The sequence below is a fragment of the Shouchella hunanensis genome, from assembly GCF_028735875.1.
Lineage (GTDB): Bacteria > Bacillota > Bacilli > Bacillales > Bacillaceae_D > Shouchella > Shouchella hunanensis.
In genome coordinates this window covers 2,979,440-2,996,464 of record NZ_CP117834.1, presented here as the reverse complement: position 1 = coordinate 2,996,464, position 17,025 = coordinate 2,979,440, and the positions used below count along the sequence as shown (strand labels likewise).

The following is a 17,025-nucleotide window of genomic DNA, read 5'->3' as shown; positions in this document are numbered from 1 at the left end:
ATTTTAGAAAAGGAGTGTCTATAATGACAATTACGCAATGCCAACTGCAAACACATTTATTAATGATGATCGATGAGGTGCCAGGCTTTACCTAAACTAGCACCTCCTACGAAAGGAGGTCAGTAACACAATGACTTTTTCGATTTTGTTCTTTTCTATTCATATTAAAAAACGAACGTATTCAAAAAAAGAACTTGAGACCATTGTTTATAATAATAAAGCAATGGAGCGATTAGAAGAAATTCGCACAACTTATTACATGCATTAAAAAAAGTGACGTGATGGCATTTATCACGTCACTTTTACTGTATCAACTATTTTCTTCGCTACTTCATTCCCTTGCTTCACGCAGTCCGGAACACCAACACCTTCAAATGCAGCACCAGCAACATGCAAGCCAGGATGTGTTGCAGTCAACTCATGTGCAAGTTGTTTTACCCGTTCGACATGACCAACCTTGTATTGTGGCATTGCTTCATACCACCTCGTAATGTGTACGCGCTCCGGGGTCGCGTTACTATTCATAATACCTTTTAAATCTGCTAAAACGGCATTTGTTATAGATTCGTCACTTTCATGAACGATCTCAGGTTGATCAGGCTTCCCTACATATGCGCGCATTAACGTTTTACCTGACTTTCCTGTATGTGGCCATTTTACATCTGTCCACGTACAAGCTGTTATCGTTTCTTGTCCATTTCGAGCAACGACAAAACCAGTTCCTTCATGAGGAATATCGATTGCATACTCGGGAAAGGTCAGAGCAACGGTTGCACAACTTGTAGCTGTCAGAGCTTGCAATTGCTGTTTAATCTTATTATCCGGTATTAGCTCACTTGCTTTTTGCGGTGGTGTCGTAATAAGCACCGAGTGATACGGTCCTTTTTTCTCACCATTAGCTAAACGGACTAAATAACGATTGTCTCCTTCTTTCACAATCTCTTCCACTTGTGTATTGAAGGAAACACTCCCTTCCTTAAGGTTCGCAACAACTGCCTCAAATACTGATTGTAGTCCCGTTTTTACTGTTAAAAACATACCTTGTTTTTTGACGTTTTCATGAGGCTGCTGTTTCTGTTCGAGTGCTCTGAGCAAACTACCTTCTTCCTCCATCTTTAAAAAATGAGGGAAAGTCGCTCTCATACTTAACTCGTAAATATTTCCACCGTAAATACCACCTAATAAAGGCTCAATTAATGAAGAGACCATTTCTTTACCTAGTCGATGTTCAAAGAAATCTCCTAACGAGATGTCCTCATTCACTCTAGGGGCCATTGGCTTATTATATTCCTTTAAAAGTTCTTTCTTACCATCATCCGAAATTAAGTCCGTTTTCATAAATTCATCAAGGTCAGTAGGAATACCTAAGACCGTTCGCTTTGGATTTGGATAAAGGTCGCCATCTTTTAAGATATATGCTTGTCCCACTTCATTACGAACAAGTTCCTCTTCTAAACCAACTCTCTTAATTAAATCGGTCATGGCGATTTTACGCTCTAAATAAGAATCCGCGCCACCTTCAATAATAAACCCATCATCCACTGTTGTTACAACTTTACCACCCGCACGATCCTGTTGCTCAAACACGTGGTACTGTATGGATGTATGGTCTTCTAACCAAAGTGCAGCAGCTAATCCAGTAGCCCCTGCACCGATAATGGCTACTTGATCATTACTCATACGTATCAACAGCAGCAAACTGTTTTTCAATGGCATCTGCCATTGCTTCTAAAAAGAGCGGATGATCATTTGGCATTGGTGGTCTTAAATAGGTAGCACCAATCTCATCGGTTACAACCTTACATTCGTAATCATTGTCATATAAGACTTCTAGGTGCTCTGCTACAAAACCAACTGGACAATACATAAAAGCTTTATAGCCTTTGTCGGCATACAACTCTCTCGTCAAGTCTTGCACATCAGGGCCAAGCCAAGGATCCGGTGTATTCCCTTCGCTCTGCCATCCAATTTCATAATGCATAACATCTGCTTTTTCAGCTAGTAGCTGTGCCGTTTCTTTTAATTGCTCAGGGTACGGGTCTCCTGCTGCAATAATCTTCTCAGGCAAGCTGTGTGCAGAAAAAATCACGCAAAGATCGTCTTTTGAAGCTACTTTTTTCATTTCTTCTTGAATCATTTCTGACCAATAAGTTAAAAATTTCGGCTCAGTGTACCAGCTTTCTACTGATTTAATTGTCAGTCCACCTAATCGCTCGGCTTCCGTTTTTGCACGTCCATTATACGACTTTACGCTAAACGTGGAAAAGTGTGGTGCAAGTACAATAGATACCGCTTCATCTAAACCATCCGCATGCATTTGCTGAACCGCATCCTCTATAAAAGGTGAGATATGCTTTAACCCTAGATATGGAATAAATTCATACTGTTCAAACCGTTTATTAAGTACCTCAGCAAGTCCGTCTGCTTGTTGTTCGGTAATACGAGCTAATGGACTAATCCCACCAATTGCCTCATACCGATCCGTTAAATCTTGTAACGCCTCTTGAGAAGGCGGGCGCCCATAACGAATATGCGTGTAATAGGGTTCAATCTCCTCTTTCTTTCGAGGGGTACCATACGCCATTACAAGTAACCCAATTTTTTTCTTCATTTTCTTACCCCTTTCGCTTCACTTCAGCTGAGTATTCATGAATAAAAGCCGTTAATCGTCTTAATGTATCCGGAGATACTTCTGGGAAAACGCCCTGGCCTAAGTTAAAGATAAAGTGGTTACTCTTTAGTCCCTGGTCTAAAATTGCTTTCGTCTCTTGCTCAATAACATTCCATGGTGCAAGTAAAATGGACGGATCTAAATTTCCTTGAACCGTTTTTTCAATTCCTATTGCTCTGGCTTCATCGATTGTCGTTCTCCAGTCAAGTCCAATGACATCAGCTGGCATATCTTTCCACGTATTCATTAAATGAGGCGTACCTACCCCATGTAAAATGAGCGGAACTCCTTCCGAACGGACTTCCGTTAAAATTCGATCCATTACTGGTTTAATAAACCGTTTGTAATCACTTACACTCAATGCTCCCACCCATGAATCAAACAACTGTATGGCTTGCGAACCAGCCGCAACTTGTGCATGCACATACGCAACAGTCATCGTACCAAGCTTATCCATTAACAAATGCCACGCTTTAGGGTTCGAGTGCATGAATGCTTTTGTTTTATGATAATTTTTTGAGGGACCGCCTTCAATCATATAACTCGCTAATGTAAATGGCGCTCCAGCAAAGCTGATTAGCGGTACATGAAGCTGGTTACGTAGAATTTTTATCGTTTCTAATACATGAGCAACATCTTTTTCAGGATTTAATTCCCCTAATTGCTCGACATCTTTTTCTGACGTAATAGGATTGTAAATGACTGGACCGATTCCTGACTTAATTTCTACATCCACACCGATAAAAGGGAGCGGTGTCATTATGTCTTTGTATAAAATAGCAGCGTCATTGTTATATTGATCAACTGGTAGCTTCGTTACATACGCACAAAGTTCAGGGTCATGTGTAATGTCAAACAAGCTATGTGTTTCCTTGATTTTCCGATATTCAGGTTGAGAGCGCCCTGCTTGTCTCATATACCAAACCGGTACATGGTCATGAGCCTCTCCCCTACATGCTTTCAAAAATGTGTCGTTAAACGCCATACTCACTATTATCCACCTCTCCAAACGAACAAATCTCACAAAGTCTATCTTACTTGAAACAAAACAGAAAATCGACGTTTCTGCTTATTTATCGTTCTCTTTTTATCTCTTTAACTATAATAACCTACTGAACAGTTGTACACACACTATGATAAATTGTCATGATTTTGATGGATTTTGTCAAAAATCTTGGCACAAGCGTTATTTTCTCAACACACGTCCTAGTATCTCCAAGTTAAAGGACATTCAAAAGCTATATTTTCATTCCTTTTTGATCATGTGTCTTCATAAAAAGAATACGCTTCACTGTATAGCCACATCACTTACCAATGCTTATACCCGTCATTTTAATAGAATGAACTAAAAAAAACGTAGCGTCAAAACACTACGTTTTTGTTATGATTATGGAGTAAGAGAAAAAGAAAACTCAAAGCTCGGTTTTAGAATCTCACTCTCAGATCCTTCTACCTCTGTTACAGGATCATATGCAACGATTTGATAACTTGGAATGGAAAATGGATTGTACCGTCCTTCTGAGTAGCTAGATTCTGTTAAGTTCGAAGCTACTCTTTTTCGTTCATCGTCTTGAACTTCATAAACGTTGAATTCCATTCGATCATCTTCAAACGCATCCCACTCTAAATAGACGCTTAACAAACCATTTCCTCCGAGAGAATAACTCGCTTCGAAATTATTTATCTCTTGCATCGCAATAGGTGGCTCAAGATCTTTAACACCTTCTGGCTTTACAAACGCTGTCCCTTGATTTGAAGCAGGCAGCTCATCTACCATCGCTTGAAATAAACGCGTCGGGTGTTGACTTCCCCCTGTAAAGTACTGATCGTCGGTTGTCGTATCATATCCCATCCACACACTTCCAACGACCTCAGGCGTATACCCAACGAACCAAGCATCTCGTACTGCTCCCGCTACATTTGGGTAGCCCTGAGTTCCTGTTTTTCCAGCGATAGGAGACGTCGTTTGCACACCAGTAGCGCCAGTACCTTCTTTCATTACTTGTTCGAGCATTCGCGTCATTGACCAAGCGGTTTGCTCAGACATGACCTCTGTTTCAACTAGATTAGCTCCACCAACTCGCTTGCCATTGGAATCATAAATATCTTTAATAAAATGAGGTTCAATCAACTGACCTTCATGAGCAAAAGGTCGATACGATTTGGTCATTTCGTAAGGAGTCACGCCTTCATAAAGACCACCTAACGCGAGTGATAACTGTCTGTCTGGCACCTGCAACCCAAACTTTCTTAATTGACGAACTGAATCGCTGACTCCCATTTCGTTTAGTAGCCAAACAGCTGGTGCATTAGCCGATTGAACGAGGGAATCATATAATGTCATTTCACCACTATACTCTCCAGTGGCGTTTCGTGGTGTGTAGCCATCTTCTGTTTCATCCTCATATAGAAGCAATTCATCCTTTAACGTAGAATAAGGATGATACATGCCACTTTCCAAAGCTGGCGCATATACAGCAAGTGGTTTAAATGTTGATGCTGGAGATCGATTAACATTAAGTCGATTTAACCCTCTTCGAACATACTCTTTTCCACCTTGTGCCGCTAACACCCCGCCAGTGTTAACATCCATGAACATCATGGCTCCTTGCGCATCTTTACTTCCTTCAGGGTAAAAACGTTCATCATTTAATGCTCGATAAGTCTCATGCTGAAACGCCAAATCAATCGGACTCACAATACGATATCCACCTGTAAGTAATTCATTGTTACTTATGTTGTAGCGCTCGCTTGCTTCATCCATCACCATATCAATGTACGTAAACAACGCTTCATCCAATACATATTCTTGATGATCCGTTTCTACCGGAGCATCCTGATAAGATGATGCTTCTTCGCTTGATAAGTAACCCTGTTGCGCCATGACCTTTAGTACTAGGTCGCGGCGTTCTTTGTTTTTTTCCACTTCATTTAATGGAGAAAACGTACTAGGCGCATTCACGACAGCAACTAACGAAGCACCTTCATACACGGTTAACTCTTTAGCAGGTTTATTAAAATACAATTGAGAGGCCGCTTCAATGCCATAAGCACCATGACCAAAATATATTTGATTTAAGTACATTTCTAAAATTTCTTCTTTACTGTACCGTCGCTCCAAATTCATTGCTATTAGTACTTCATTCGTCTTACGGAGCCATGCTTTTTCATTTGATAAAAACAAATTTTTTGCAAGTTGTTGGGTAATCGTACTCCCCCCTTCAACTTTTGCTCCTGCTAGTAAATCTCGATAAAGCGCCCGCCCAATTGCTCTAAAATCAATGCCTTGATGTTCATAAAAGCGTGAATCTTCCATCGCAACAAACCCCTGCTGTACGTACTCAGGGATTTCTGTAATGCTAACAAACTCTCGATTTTCCATATATAAGTTCGTAATTACATTTCCTTCTGTATCGACGAGGACGCTCGATCGATTCATCATAAGTTTCTCTTCGTCTAGCTGATAAGAACCAGCTAACATAAAGATTACGAATATAATGAAAGACAGTGCTACCATACCGACGAACGCACTCGCAACCAAACTCCATTTTTTCAGCAGATCAATGACCCCCCTATAGGTCTAATAACACAATGAAAACAAACTACAATCCAGTCTATCGTACTTATCATATAAAAAAAAGACAGGATTCGGTGAGATTTTCGCTTAATTTACAATGTATTTAGGGGTTCTTTGACATTTATCACGTAATGTTCAAAATTGCATGCTAAACGAATTCGCTTTCATTTGTTTAAACATGTTACACTTGGAAAGGTCATAGACTAGTACATCATTATCTATTTTTTGTTTTAAGGGGCTGAGCTAAATGGAAGTAACCTTTAGCATTGCGTTTTTCGCAGGCTTAGTTTCTTTCTTTTCACCGTGCATCTTTCCTTTAATGCCTGCTTATTTATCTCAACTAACAGGCACTACTGTCACAAATGGGGCCATTGCTGCACCTAGAAGGATCATCCTGTCCAGAAGTTTTGGCTTTATTGCTGGTTTCACACTTGTCTTTATGCTGTTCGGATTAGCAAGCACGATGCTTGGGCAGCTTTTTGTTAGCAATCAAGCACTACTAGAGCGCCTTGGAGGAATTGTTATTATTTTATTCGGTCTACAAATGACTGGACTGATTTCTATTCGTGCTCTGTTCTCAGACAAAAGATTAGAGCCGTCTTCTAATACTGCGGCAAGTTTTTCAAAATCGTTATTGTTCGGCTTTTTATTTGCTGCTGGCTGGACACCATGCATTGGGCTTGTGTTAGCAAGTATTCTCACTTTAGCAAGTACATCTGCTACTATATGGAGCGGCGTCTTTTTGCTCTTTATTTATTCTGTTGGACTTGGCATTCCGTTTTTACTTATTGCCATGCTCTGGGCACGTTCATTGCACAAAATGAGACGTATGAATCGTTACTTACCGATTATCCAAAAAGTCAGTGGCGTTATTATGATTATCCTGGGCATTCTTTTATTCACTGGTTATTTTTCAACACTTGCAGCGATGATGGCCCAGTATACGCCTAGCTGGATGAAATAAACCGTATGTTCTTGCAAGATTCTCCTTACTCATGAGTAGTGCCGCATCGTGGAGCTACTCATGCTGGAGTAACTTAATAGAAATTTAAACGTGAGCTTTATTTTGAACCTTATCCTTCGTAAACAGCTCATAACAATTCGCTTTTAAACACAATACCAAAAAAAAAAGCCGTAACTAGTAAAGTCAAACAATGACTTTATGGAACGACCTTTTCTACATATTCCTCATTTAACCCTTCTCCAGAGCTGCTCGCTTGAATTCTGCTAGCCAACGCATTCGACAGAGCTGAATGGTGTTCTCTTCAAGTTTTGTGAATAAATAGTAGTTCGCTGTTCCTCCAAATACCGCCCCAACAACTGGAAGGAGTTGCAAAGTTTTCGGAATATCAATGGTATCTCGATATTGAAGCTGCAATTGTTTCCAATTCGTTTCATTAATCGTACCAAACTGAATATAGGTTTCAACTTCTTTTAATACATCTAATCGATGTGCTCGATTACCATAGCTAAACTGAAACAATAATAAAATAAAAAAACGGTCGTGTAGTGTTGCGGTTGAAAATCCATATAGATGTGCAACGTCAAACAACGCTTTTAATTTTAACGATAGAAAAAGAGGGAAATCCATTGCCCCTGCAACAAATCCCCCTGCCCCAGTTCCAATCCCCTCCGCTAATGCCATACGGCGATAACGTCGAAACATATCCACCGCTTTCTGGTCTGCTTCTTCAAGGGAAAAAGAACGTATTTCTTTCACAATTAGTTGATTGGACATATCAATGCCGTACATAATTGCTTCCGCTGTCATTTTCACACATTGTGTAGCAGCTGCATGGTAGAGTTTAGGCATCTTTAGATTGATCGCATCTTGCAAATGTCCAATCCTTTTTTTCAAGTGTGATTCTGGTCGTTGTTGCTGCCGTTTCCATACTGCAAGCTCTTCCTCTACACCCTTTACATTCATTACGAGAGCCCCCTTCGCTACATTTTATTAGCGGACTCTGCGATACTTTCCTTTTTTTCGATGAACGAGTGTTTGGCTTCCATATAGTCCAAGTAGCGCACTGGCAATTAAGACAAGCACACCATACAAAAGATCACTTGTAACAACTGCGAGTACCCCGTATACGATAGCAAGTAAAAACAGTAAACGAGCTGTGATATACGTTAATGCTTGCTTCTTTTCTTCAGGCTTTATCGGATATAAATCAATCCAAATACTAGCAGAATGATGAAAAGAAAGAGTTGATAACTGCATCATCGTAATATGAGTAAACAGCAATGCCATTGCCAATTTCATCCACCCTAACGGTAGCACATAAATGAAGAGGCCACCCACAACAGCGAGGCGCAAATACGTACCAAGATAGTCATTCGCTCGAATAAACGTCCGCGCATATAAGTAGTGGTAGACAGTACCTTTTTTTCCACCTAACGATTGAACAGCCCATTGTAAGTAATGACGCTCCCGCACTTTATTGCGAAGCTGAGGTACATCTGTAAAAGCGTTCGCGATTCGATAAAAGAACATGACCATCTGATTTTCAACTTCAATTAATCGATCCCATTTTAAGCTATGCTTTTTTTCAAGTGGTTGCCAATATCCTTTGTACAGGATCGTCATAAGAACGATAATGGCTACTATTAACCACACCGTAGCTTGTGCGAATAGCAGATAAGTCGCCACAGCATTAATTAGCAAGCGAAGAGCCATATTTGAATAGCGCTCTCCTTTTGCCACAAGGCGTTGCTCCTGCCAAACACATAAGAGGTTCCACATTTTTATTAAAATAAGAAACAATAGTGCTAGCCAGAAGGCAGCCCCTGTGCCAATACGTTCTGTGAACATTGGGCCAACAGCCATAAATAACAAGACGATGTAACTGGCCTGCCATATACTTGAGTATCTTAATGCTTGATTGAAATAAACCGTCATCTTTGTTTCATAAGGTAATAAGAAAACAATATCAGCCGGTTTAACAAAGGTCCGAATGGAACCTGCCGTTAAGCGCCACGTAAACAGCACAGTTAACAACAGTACAAGCGGAAAGTCTGCAGGCATCTGCTCTACAAACTGCTGGTAATAAACGGTAAGGAAAATAAATAGGAAATAAACAGAAATAACAAAGCCACTGTTTAAGATTAATTTTAAATATCCTCTCGCCTCTGACCAGTATTGATGACGTCTAGATTCCCAAAGCTCTTGTGCCTGTCTCATTCCTGAACGTCCTTCGTCATTTCAATATAAATATCATCCAGAGTTGCATCGCTTTTCCCAATGGCTCGTCTCATTTCATCGAGCGTACCAGTAAGCACCACTTTTCCCTGATGTAAAATAACAAAGCGATCACAGTAACGCTCAGCCGTTGCTAGAATATGGGTTGACATTAGTATTCCTGCGCCTTTTTTCTTCATTTCAGATATCCAGTTTAAGAAAGACTGTATTCCTACCGGGTCTAGACCAACAATCGGTTCATCCACTACATATAGCTCTGGTTCCGCTAGAAAAGCACTCATAATCATCACTTTTTGACGCATTCCTTTTGAAAAATGATTAGGGTACCACTTTTTCATCTTTACCATATTAAATTCTTTTAAGAGTATTTCTGCACGCTTTTCAAAGTCTGCTTTTTCAATTCCATAGGCAACACTTGTTAACTCTAAATGCTCCCATAATGTCAATTCATCATATAAGAGTGGTGTTTCTGGGATATAGGCGAATGATCTTCGGTACTGGTCTGCATTATCGGCAAAACGCAACCCGTTAATTTTCACTTCACCTGCTTGTGGGTCCATTAACCCTAGTACATGCTTAATGGTGGTACTTTTTCCAGCACCATTCAAGCCGATTAAACCAACTATTTCTTGCTTTTGGACACCAAATGAAACGTTATGTAAAACAGGCTTTTTTGGTGTATACCCACCTGATAATTCATTAATCTCTAACATATTAGCCATTTATGTCATCACTCCCCCTTGTAGTTTAGCAAAAAAAAAACAGAAAAGCACTTTCAGACCTCTTTCACTCTATTCACCATAACGCTTTTAAAATCCTTTCCCCTTCTTGATTGCTTCTTTCCATAAATATGCGTACACTTTTAGCTAAGAAGTAGTTTAAAGGAGGATTTTCTATGTCAGATTGTATTTTCTGTGCTATAAGAGATGGACAGCTACCAGCCACAAAACTGTATGAGGATGAGCACGTTTTAGCATTTTATAACATTCAACAAATAACGAAAGGACACACACTGATTATTCCGAAACAGCATCATGAGGCTATTTTTGACCTTCCCTCAGAAACAGCTTCTCAACTATTTTCAGTTGTGCCAAAACTGGCTTCTGCTTTAAAAGAGAGCTATTCGTGTAAAGGAATGAATATCGTGAACAATAATGGACAAGTGGCTGGCCAAACTGTGTTTCACTACCACCTTCATCTTGTTCCTCGATATGGAGAAGAAGCTATTTACAGCCATATTTGGGATAAAGAAGCAAGCCCAGATCATGTAAACGGGTTAGAACCTTATACAAAACGTTTCAAAGACATACTAAACAGCTCCATTTAAGAAAAAGTCACTTTCTGGTGACTTTTTTTTTACATTATTATTCTCAAATAAAAATAATTTACGATTTTATCGCCCAAAAAGTCAAAATTATGATATCATTTCTAAAAACACACGTTAAAGGGATAAAGGGAGTCAAAAAAATGAAAAATGTTCATAACTTTAGCGCTGGTCCTGCTGCTTTACCTCGCCAAGCACTCGAAAAAGCACAAGCAAGTTTTCTTAATTATGATGCATCACAAGTCTCTATTATGGAAATGAGTCATCGTTCTAAAACCTATGAAAACGTTCACTTTCAAGCAATTTCTCGACTGAAGTCGTTAATGAACTTAGATGAAGATACCCATGTTTTATTTTTTCAAGGTGGAGCGAACCTTCAATTTTCCATGGTTCCTATGAATTTTCTAAATAATCAATCCAGTTATGTATTAACAGGCGTCTGGTCAGAAAAAGCCGCAAATGAAGCGAAACGATTCGGGACTATTGACGTACAAACACAAGCTAAAGAAAGTGGGTTTTCAACCATCCCATCTCCGGATGAGCTTTCTTATAATGACGAAAATTCCTATTTACATATAACATCAAACAACACAATTTATGGAACACAATGGAAAACATTTCCTCATCAGAAATTGCCGCTTGTCTGTGACATGTCTAGTGATATTTTGTCAAGAGACATTGATTATAATGCGTTTGATCTTATTTACGCAGGTGCTCAAAAGAATCTTGGTCCTGCCGGTGTGACCATCGTCGTGGTTAAAGATTCATTTCTTAAAAACGCTCATGTAGACGTATCACCAATGCTTTCTTATCAAACCTTTGCTAAAAGTCAATCTATGTATAATACACCACCTGTCTTTTCGATTTACATGTTGAACTTAGTGTTGGAGTGGATTGAAAGCGAAGGCGGCGTTTCAGTAATCGAAGCCCGAAATGAAAAGAAAGCTTCCCTACTCTATGACATCATTGATCGCAGCGAAGGGTTTTATCGTGGTCACGCCGAAAAAGAAGCTCGCTCTACAATGAACGTGACCTTTAATTTGCAAAATAACGATTTAGAGAAAATGTTTTTACAAGAAGCTGAAGAAGCTGGCCTTATTGGATTACCTGGTCATCGTTTGGTTGGTGGTATTCGGGCAAGTATTTACAATGCAGTTCCACTAGAATCATGTGAAGTACTTGCAGCTTTCATGGATTCCTTTAAAAGAAAACATTCGTAGCATACAAAAGTCACCCTTTACAAATAGAATATAGATGGAGGAATGGTTATGGAGCCAATGGCTAAGCACTCAATGTTATATAGTTACAAGCTAGCTGTATTAAGCAAAGCGATGTGGAAATCCGTCGAGAAAGATTGGCAAAATTGGATTAAACCGTTTAACTTAAACTTGAATGAGCATCATATTTTATGGATTGCTGATCAGTTCAACGGCGCTTCCATTTCTGACATTGCCTCATACGGTGCCATGCATGTGTCAACTGCCTTTAACTTTTCCAAAAAGCTAGAAAAGCGAGGGTTATTAACATTCTCGAAAAAGCAAGAAGATAAAAGAAACACGTACGTTTGCCTAACGAAAGAAGGAGAAATACTGTTACACGAGACTTTACGTGTATTTAACGAACAAACCTTTAATGTTTATCAAGGCTCTTTGCCAATCAAAGAGATTTACGGAAGGTTCCCGGAATTCTCAGAATTAGTGTCGATTGTACGTCACTTATATGATGATGATTTTATTAGACAATTTAATGACGATTCCTTTATTTCACCTCAGCCATCATTGAAGCAAAAAAATTATTTATAGGAGAGGCGTTTTCTTACTCTCTATCTAAAGAACCATCAGCGTCTGCTGATGGTTCTTTGAAAACATTATTGTATAAGTGATATGTCTAAAACATCCTCATCTAAGTTGACATCATTAAAGCGTAAACCAAAAGGCTCTAACTCTTCAATCGTTCTTAAATCAATCACCACATGTTCTTCACTTGGATAAAGATAAATCCATTCTGGCAGATCAGCTACTTGATTAAACATACGCAACGCAGTTTCCGGTGAGATTGATAAAAATCCTGCTGACAGATTGTCTGCTTCTAACAATAAACTGCCATCTTCCTGTACCATTGGATCGAAACGCATAGCTACATCAATTGAAGAAAGGACAGCATCGACTTCACCTTCCAAATAAACACCATCTTCAGCCAGGTAAAAGTGAAATGGTATATCTTCCTCTAGTAAATTGTCCAATAAAAGATTTGTCTGATTTAGCGTCATCTGAAAACTCAATAGCTCTTCGCTTTCATTGTTTACAGTAGGCCGTTCCCTTGAATCAGAATCTAAATTACCAAAGAGCCTTATTGCCCCAATTAACAATACAGAAAGAATGATGATTAAAACTGCAAGAACAATAAAAAAGCCTGTTTTATAAAAACGGTTGGTTTGTTGTCGTCTACTCATGCTTCCTCCTACTCCTATGTATGAATGTGTTCTACTGTCTTTATACCCTTTTCTACTCTCTTTCAACAATAGTTTAACCTGTTTTTTGATAATTTTTGTTCTGAATAGAGAAAGCGCTCATGGATTTATCCATGAGCGCTACACTTTACTAGCAAATCCAAGAAGCCCCGATAATCACTAATAAAATGAATAAAACTACGATTAATGCAAACCCACTGTTGTATCCTCCGCCTGCGTAACTCATGTACATTTCCTCCTTTGAAAATTTCACATTTTTTTTGATAGAAAGCACATTGAGCATGTTGAATGTGAAGCATTAGAAACGCTTCAAAACACGCTTAACCCTTGCTACCCGGAGGTTTTAGAGCTTTCTTTGTGCTTTGTTACCTTATCCTATGCAAAAAGTAAATATGGGTACTAGGCGAATGACCTAATTTCCCAATAATACAGCAATTGTTGTAGGTTTTTATTTATGATATAGTAGGTTTTGTGCAAGAAAAAACTGGGTAATTTAACTAGTTGACCTTGTGTACAAGTTATGCTGACGATAATAGATCTCTTCAAGGAGTGTTACAAATGAAAAAGTACTTACTCGCTGGTTTCGGTGCTGTTGCGCTAACAACTTTAGCAGCATGTAATAATGACGAAGGAAACGGATCTACCATTGCTACAATTGAGGGTGGAGAAACGATTACACAAGAAGCGCTATTTGAAGATTTAAAAAACAATCAACAAGCAGCAGGCGCTTTGCAAAACGCTTTCTTTACAGACTTAACTGAACAACTATTAGCGCTTGCTGGCGAAGATATGGACTTTTCTGAAGAACAAATTAACGCAATGGTTGCAACACTTCAAGATGAATTCGGTGTTAACTCAGAAGATGAGCTCGTTGACATTGTAGTTGAAAGACTTGGATTAGAAGACCGTGATGATATGATTGATAATTTAATCATTCCAGAACTAACTTTAATTGAACTTCAAGCCCAAGATTTAGACTACACTGATGAAGACATTGCCGCTTATTTCGAAGACAATCGTGAGCAATATGAGCAAGTCGAAGCTCGTCATATTCTTGTTGAGGAAGAAGACGTTGCAAATGACATTATTGAACAATTAAATGATGGAAGCGATTTTGCTGATCTCGCTGAAGAATTCGGCACAGACGGCACTGCTAGTAACGGCGGTGATCTTGGTTTCTTTACACGCGCTGAAATGGACGAGGCTTTCGCGGAAGCTGCATTTGACTTAGAAGTTGGCGAAGTAACAAGTGAGCCTGTTGAATCAGCATTCGGCTTTCACGTAATTGAAAAGACAGACGAGGCACTTGAGTATGACACAATGCCTGACTCGGCGCAGATGGCCGTTAAACGCGCTTATATTGAAGAAAATGGACGTGACTTCTTTGCGGTAGTTGTGGACTTGCTTGAGCAATATGATGTAACCGTAGAAGACGAGTTCTTCCAAGGTGTTATTGATCAAGTCCAAGCGAGCACAAACCAACCTGAGACAGAGGAAGAACAGCCAGCTGATGAAGACACGACAGAAGATGATTCAACAGATACTGATGAAGACACTACTGACGAAGACACTACTGATGAAGAGAACGAATAAATAAAATGAGCTTGTTGACCTTATCCAAGTCGGATAGGATCAGCAAGCTTTTTTAATGTCACGCATACTAAATTCATCCTACGTTTCTTTTAGAATTCCCCCAAGAATTGTTGAACATAATGCCCTATCTCTTTTGGTCTAACATCTAATGAAGATAATTGATTACAAGGTACCCATACTGGCTCATACGTGCCACGTTTTCTCTCTTTGTCGACATACTCGTCCCCTTGTCCAATTTCAATATCTCCCTCAAGAATAGAGGCAAGAAAAAAATAATGTGTACCGTGATAAAAAACAGTCGTGAGCAATCGTTCAATGCAAATGTGTACATTGAGTTCTTCAAGGGCTTCTCGAATGGTTGCTTCCTCTAGCGTTTCATCCTTCTCTACCCCACCGCCAGGGAACACAAAGTAAGTATCGTTGTTATGAACTCTTTTTATTAATACTACTTTTTGATCTTTAATGAGTACCGCACATCCTCGATTTCTCATGAGACACTCCTTTAAAAGCACTATTCAATTAGACGAAACCACGCCACTGAAGCAGCGATGTGATTAAATCCTCTTTACCATTCGGACATCTAAGTGCTCGCTACAATGGATGCCCTCTGTTGCCTTTGTTTTAAGCATTAAACGTTTATTCTGTAAAACCACTCCTTCGACGGCAGTTGAGACCATATCATCGCATTCCAATTGCCTTAAAAATAGGTGAAATTGATCTACTCTAATCGCTCTACTGCTCTCTTTTTCTATTTCTCCTTTATAAACAAAAAACCTTCAGGAAGAGTTGTTTCTAACCTGAAGGCCATTCTTTTGTTTTTCCAAATCGTAACATGAGGCTTAAAGCTCTTGCTGCTCTTTTAATTTCTTTGCTTCTTGAATACGTTCCATATAGACATTTCCTTCTTGTTCAATAAAGTCCTCATCAATTTCCTTTTCTTCTTTTAGTGCCCGAATCCACTGATAGCCACTAAAAACAATACCGAGGATGAGTAAATACGTCCACCAAGGGCTGGCAAGAACGAATTGACCAACGGATGTTTGTGTTAACAGAAAGGCTACAACTAATACGACTACGGCTCCAAGTGCAAGAAATTGGCTTGTCTCTTTTGTTTTCATTAGAATTATTCACCCTTTCTACTTTCTAGTAAGCGTTTCTTATCTAATGATATGGGTGATCAAGCCTAAGTAGAACTTTTTTTATAGATCGAGTGGTTTTTTATGAAAACTCGGTTTGTAAAAGCTCCGATTTTCTAATGCCATGACTCGTTCAGAAAATTCTCCTGGTTCCACTCGCTCTAGCGCACGATCCATCATATTAATCTTTGCATCAACATTGTCAATCATATGCAACACCTCTGCCTCACGAATATAAGGGGGCTTAGGACTTCCCCATTCCCCTTTTCCATGATGACTTAACATAAGATGCTGAAGAATTAGTAGCTCTTCGCCTTCAATTTTTAATTCCTGTGCCGCTTCGTGAATTTCCATAGCACCAATGGAAATATGTCCAAGCAACTTGCCTTCAAGCGTGTAGGTCGTATCAATGGCTCCAGAGAGCTCTTTTACTTTTCCAATATCATGAAGAATAACGCCTGCATACAGCAAGTCTGTATCTAGGTTCTCATATTGTGCAGCAATATTTTTTGCTAGACGTAACATGGAAACAACGTGAAAAGCCAATCCACCCATAAATTCATGATGATTTTTCGTAGCTGCTGGAGATTCAACAAACGCGGTTTGATGCTTCTTCACAATGTAACGGGTAATGCGCTGGATATTTGGGTTTTGAATATCAAAAATAAATTGGTTAACCTCATCAAGCATGTCTTCAGCTGACAATGGCGCGGAGCGCACAAAGTCATTAATTTCCACTCCATCCATTGGACTAGTGGGACGAATGCTCGCAATTTTCAGTTGGGTACGTCCTCTATAATCAATCACGTCACCTTGTATATGTACAATCGTTTTATTGACAAATGTGCCTTCGTCTTCTGGCGAGACACCCCATAATTTCGCTTCAATTTCTCCTGTATGATCACCTAAAATTAAGGTTAAAAATGGCTTTGAGTTACTCGCTATTTGCTTCGTCGCCGTCTTTATTAACAAGTACCGATTAACCGCTTCCCCCACTTGATGGTATTTTATTCCTTTTTCCATAACGGTCACCTCTTTAACATTTTAATCTTTCA

Annotated in this window: 18 protein-coding genes; 6 read left to right on the top strand and 12 right to left on the bottom strand. The window is 39.3% G+C overall.

The features are described from left to right. Window positions 1-130 precede the first annotated feature (130 nt). On the top strand, window positions 131-268 hold the full coding sequence (locus PQ477_RS15255) for a YrzI family small protein (protein WP_081762162.1): 138 nt from the start codon (window positions 131-133) through the stop codon (window positions 266-268). A 23-nt stretch (window positions 269-291) separates the two neighbouring features. Here the strand turns inward: PQ477_RS15255 and hemY are convergent, their stop codons facing one another. The 4 genes from hemY to PQ477_RS15235 all read right to left on the bottom strand — a co-directional run bounded on the left by hemY (window position 292) and on the right by PQ477_RS15235 (window position 6,212). Next, a complete protein-coding gene (gene hemY, locus PQ477_RS15250) occupies window positions 292-1,716 on the bottom strand; it encodes a protoporphyrinogen oxidase (RefSeq protein WP_274272397.1) in 1,425 nt (474 codons plus the stop codon). Then, a complete protein-coding gene (gene hemH, locus PQ477_RS15245; RefSeq protein ID WP_144558690.1) occupies window positions 1,673-2,611 on the bottom strand; it encodes a ferrochelatase in 939 nt (312 codons plus the stop codon). Before hemH ends, hemY begins: the two co-directional genes overlap by 44 nt. A 4-nt stretch (window positions 2,612-2,615) precedes the next feature. Then, window positions 2,616-3,656 carry a uroporphyrinogen decarboxylase gene (gene hemE / locus PQ477_RS15240; protein ID WP_186370795.1) on the bottom strand — a complete coding sequence of 347 codons (1,041 nt, stop codon included), beginning with the start codon at window positions 3,654-3,656 and terminating at the stop codon, window positions 2,616-2,618. Between the two features lie 402 nt (window positions 3,657-4,058). Further along, window positions 4,059-6,212: a transglycosylase domain-containing protein gene (locus PQ477_RS15235; protein WP_274272395.1), complete on the bottom strand. Its 2,154-nt coding sequence runs from the start codon at window positions 6,210-6,212 to the stop codon at window positions 4,059-4,061. A 283-nt stretch (window positions 6,213-6,495) separates the two neighbouring features. Here PQ477_RS15235 and PQ477_RS15230 point away from each other — a divergent pair, with 283 nt between their 5' ends. After that, window positions 6,496-7,212 (top strand): cytochrome c biogenesis CcdA family protein, encoded by a 717-nt coding sequence (locus PQ477_RS15230; protein WP_060705407.1) that lies wholly within the window; start codon window positions 6,496-6,498, stop codon window positions 7,210-7,212. A gap of 228 nt (window positions 7,213-7,440) precedes the next feature. On the opposite strand, the gene PQ477_RS15225 is transcribed toward PQ477_RS15230, so the two are convergent. From PQ477_RS15225 to PQ477_RS15215, 3 genes are read right to left on the bottom strand one after another with little or no spacing between them, the layout of a single operon-like run. Beyond that, window positions 7,441-8,175 carry an EcsC family protein gene (locus PQ477_RS15225; RefSeq protein WP_052008003.1) on the bottom strand — a complete coding sequence of 245 codons (735 nt, stop codon included), beginning with the start codon at window positions 8,173-8,175 and terminating at the stop codon, window positions 7,441-7,443. Window positions 8,176-8,202: 27 nt separating this feature from the next. Beyond that, window positions 8,203-9,429 carry an ABC transporter permease gene (locus PQ477_RS15220; protein WP_274272394.1) on the bottom strand — a complete coding sequence of 409 codons (1,227 nt, stop codon included), beginning with the start codon at window positions 9,427-9,429 and terminating at the stop codon, window positions 8,203-8,205. Beyond that, complete coding sequence (locus tag PQ477_RS15215) at window positions 9,426-10,169, bottom strand: ABC transporter ATP-binding protein (protein ID WP_035395213.1); 744 nt, start codon at window positions 10,167-10,169, stop codon at window positions 9,426-9,428. The genes PQ477_RS15220 and PQ477_RS15215 overlap by 4 nt, the downstream gene beginning before the upstream one ends. A 173-nt stretch (window positions 10,170-10,342) precedes the next feature. Between PQ477_RS15215 and PQ477_RS15210 the strand changes: the two genes are divergently transcribed. From PQ477_RS15210 to PQ477_RS15200, 3 genes are all read left to right on the top strand, one after another. After that, window positions 10,343-10,774 (top strand): HIT family protein, encoded by a 432-nt coding sequence (locus PQ477_RS15210; RefSeq protein ID WP_274272392.1) that lies wholly within the window; start codon window positions 10,343-10,345, stop codon window positions 10,772-10,774. A gap of 140 nt (window positions 10,775-10,914) precedes the next feature. After that, on the top strand, window positions 10,915-11,991 hold the full coding sequence (gene serC / locus PQ477_RS15205; RefSeq protein ID WP_035395215.1) for a 3-phosphoserine/phosphohydroxythreonine transaminase: 1,077 nt from the start codon (window positions 10,915-10,917) through the stop codon (window positions 11,989-11,991). 48 nt (window positions 11,992-12,039) lie between these two features. After that, window positions 12,040-12,573: an HTH-type transcriptional regulator Hpr gene (locus PQ477_RS15200; protein WP_035395216.1), complete on the top strand. Its 534-nt coding sequence runs from the start codon at window positions 12,040-12,042 to the stop codon at window positions 12,571-12,573. A gap of 65 nt (window positions 12,574-12,638) precedes the next feature. On the opposite strand, the gene PQ477_RS15195 is transcribed toward PQ477_RS15200, so the two are convergent. Together PQ477_RS15195 and PQ477_RS15190 are read right to left on the bottom strand one after the other, a co-directional pair. Beyond that, on the bottom strand, window positions 12,639-13,223 hold the full coding sequence (locus PQ477_RS15195; RefSeq protein ID WP_274272391.1) for a DUF2140 family protein: 585 nt from the start codon (window positions 13,221-13,223) through the stop codon (window positions 12,639-12,641). A 148-nt stretch (window positions 13,224-13,371) separates the two neighbouring features. Continuing rightward, window positions 13,372-13,467, bottom strand: coding sequence for a YjcZ family sporulation protein (locus tag PQ477_RS15190; protein ID WP_078390824.1), 96 nt, complete (start codon window positions 13,465-13,467; stop codon window positions 13,372-13,374). Between the two features lie 332 nt (window positions 13,468-13,799). On the opposite strand from PQ477_RS15190, the gene PQ477_RS15185 reads away from it, so the two are divergent. Continuing rightward, on the top strand, window positions 13,800-14,834 hold the full coding sequence (locus tag PQ477_RS15185; RefSeq protein WP_035395219.1) for a peptidylprolyl isomerase: 1,035 nt from the start codon (window positions 13,800-13,802) through the stop codon (window positions 14,832-14,834). Window positions 14,835-14,923: 89 nt separating this feature from the next. Here PQ477_RS15185 and PQ477_RS15180 read toward each other — a convergent pair whose 3' ends face one another. The 3 genes from PQ477_RS15180 to yhaM form a co-directional block, all read right to left on the bottom strand. Then, window positions 14,924-15,325, bottom strand: coding sequence for an NUDIX hydrolase (locus PQ477_RS15180; protein WP_144558686.1), 402 nt, complete (start codon window positions 15,323-15,325; stop codon window positions 14,924-14,926). Window positions 15,326-15,673: 348 nt separating this feature from the next. Further along, the gene (locus PQ477_RS15175; RefSeq protein WP_144558685.1) at window positions 15,674-15,952 is read right to left on the bottom strand and encodes a sporulation YhaL family protein; all 279 of its coding nucleotides are present in this window, start codon (window positions 15,950-15,952) and stop codon (window positions 15,674-15,676) included. An 81-nt stretch (window positions 15,953-16,033) separates the two neighbouring features. Next, window positions 16,034-16,993 (bottom strand): 3'-5' exoribonuclease YhaM, encoded by a 960-nt coding sequence (gene yhaM, locus PQ477_RS15170; protein ID WP_035395221.1) that lies wholly within the window; start codon window positions 16,991-16,993, stop codon window positions 16,034-16,036. Window positions 16,994-17,025 lie beyond the last annotated feature (32 nt).

Excerpts from the sequence above, each read along its gene's own strand:
- PQ477_RS15230 (WP_060705407.1), top strand. The coding sequence starts at position 6,496 with ATGGAAGTAACCTTTAGCATTGCGTTTTTCGCAGGCTTAGTTTCTTTC.
- PQ477_RS15190 (WP_078390824.1), bottom strand. The coding sequence starts at position 13,467 with ATGAGTTACGCAGGCGGAGGATACAACAGTGGGTTTGCATTAATCGTA.
- PQ477_RS15175 (WP_144558685.1), bottom strand. The coding sequence starts at position 15,952 with ATGAAAACAAAAGAGACAAGCCAATTTCTTGCACTTGGAGCCGTAGTC.
- PQ477_RS15220 (WP_274272394.1), bottom strand. The coding sequence starts at position 9,429 with ATGAGACAGGCACAAGAGCTTTGGGAATCTAGACGTCATCAATACTGG.
- serC (WP_035395215.1), top strand. The coding sequence starts at position 10,915 with ATGAAAAATGTTCATAACTTTAGCGCTGGTCCTGCTGCTTTACCTCGC.
- PQ477_RS15185 (WP_035395219.1), top strand. The coding sequence starts at position 13,800 with ATGAAAAAGTACTTACTCGCTGGTTTCGGTGCTGTTGCGCTAACAACT.
- hemY (WP_274272397.1), bottom strand. The coding sequence starts at position 1,716 with ATGCCATTGAAAAACAGTTTGCTGCTGTTGATACGTATGAGTAATGAT.
- PQ477_RS15210 (WP_274272392.1), top strand. The coding sequence starts at position 10,343 with ATGTCAGATTGTATTTTCTGTGCTATAAGAGATGGACAGCTACCAGCC.
- hemE (WP_186370795.1), bottom strand. The coding sequence starts at position 3,656 with ATGGCGTTTAACGACACATTTTTGAAAGCATGTAGGGGAGAGGCTCAT.
- yhaM (WP_035395221.1), bottom strand. The coding sequence starts at position 16,993 with ATGGAAAAAGGAATAAAATACCATCAAGTGGGGGAAGCGGTTAATCGG.
- PQ477_RS15180 (WP_144558686.1), bottom strand. The coding sequence starts at position 15,325 with ATGAGAAATCGAGGATGTGCGGTACTCATTAAAGATCAAAAAGTAGTA.
- PQ477_RS15200 (WP_035395216.1), top strand. The coding sequence starts at position 12,040 with ATGGAGCCAATGGCTAAGCACTCAATGTTATATAGTTACAAGCTAGCT.
- PQ477_RS15225 (WP_052008003.1), bottom strand. The coding sequence starts at position 8,175 with ATGAATGTAAAGGGTGTAGAGGAAGAGCTTGCAGTATGGAAACGGCAG.
- PQ477_RS15195 (WP_274272391.1), bottom strand. The coding sequence starts at position 13,223 with ATGAGTAGACGACAACAAACCAACCGTTTTTATAAAACAGGCTTTTTT.
- PQ477_RS15215 (WP_035395213.1), bottom strand. The coding sequence starts at position 10,169 with ATGGCTAATATGTTAGAGATTAATGAATTATCAGGTGGGTATACACCA.
- PQ477_RS15255 (WP_081762162.1), top strand. The coding sequence starts at position 131 with ATGACTTTTTCGATTTTGTTCTTTTCTATTCATATTAAAAAACGAACG.
- hemH (WP_144558690.1), bottom strand. The coding sequence starts at position 2,611 with ATGAAGAAAAAAATTGGGTTACTTGTAATGGCGTATGGTACCCCTCGA.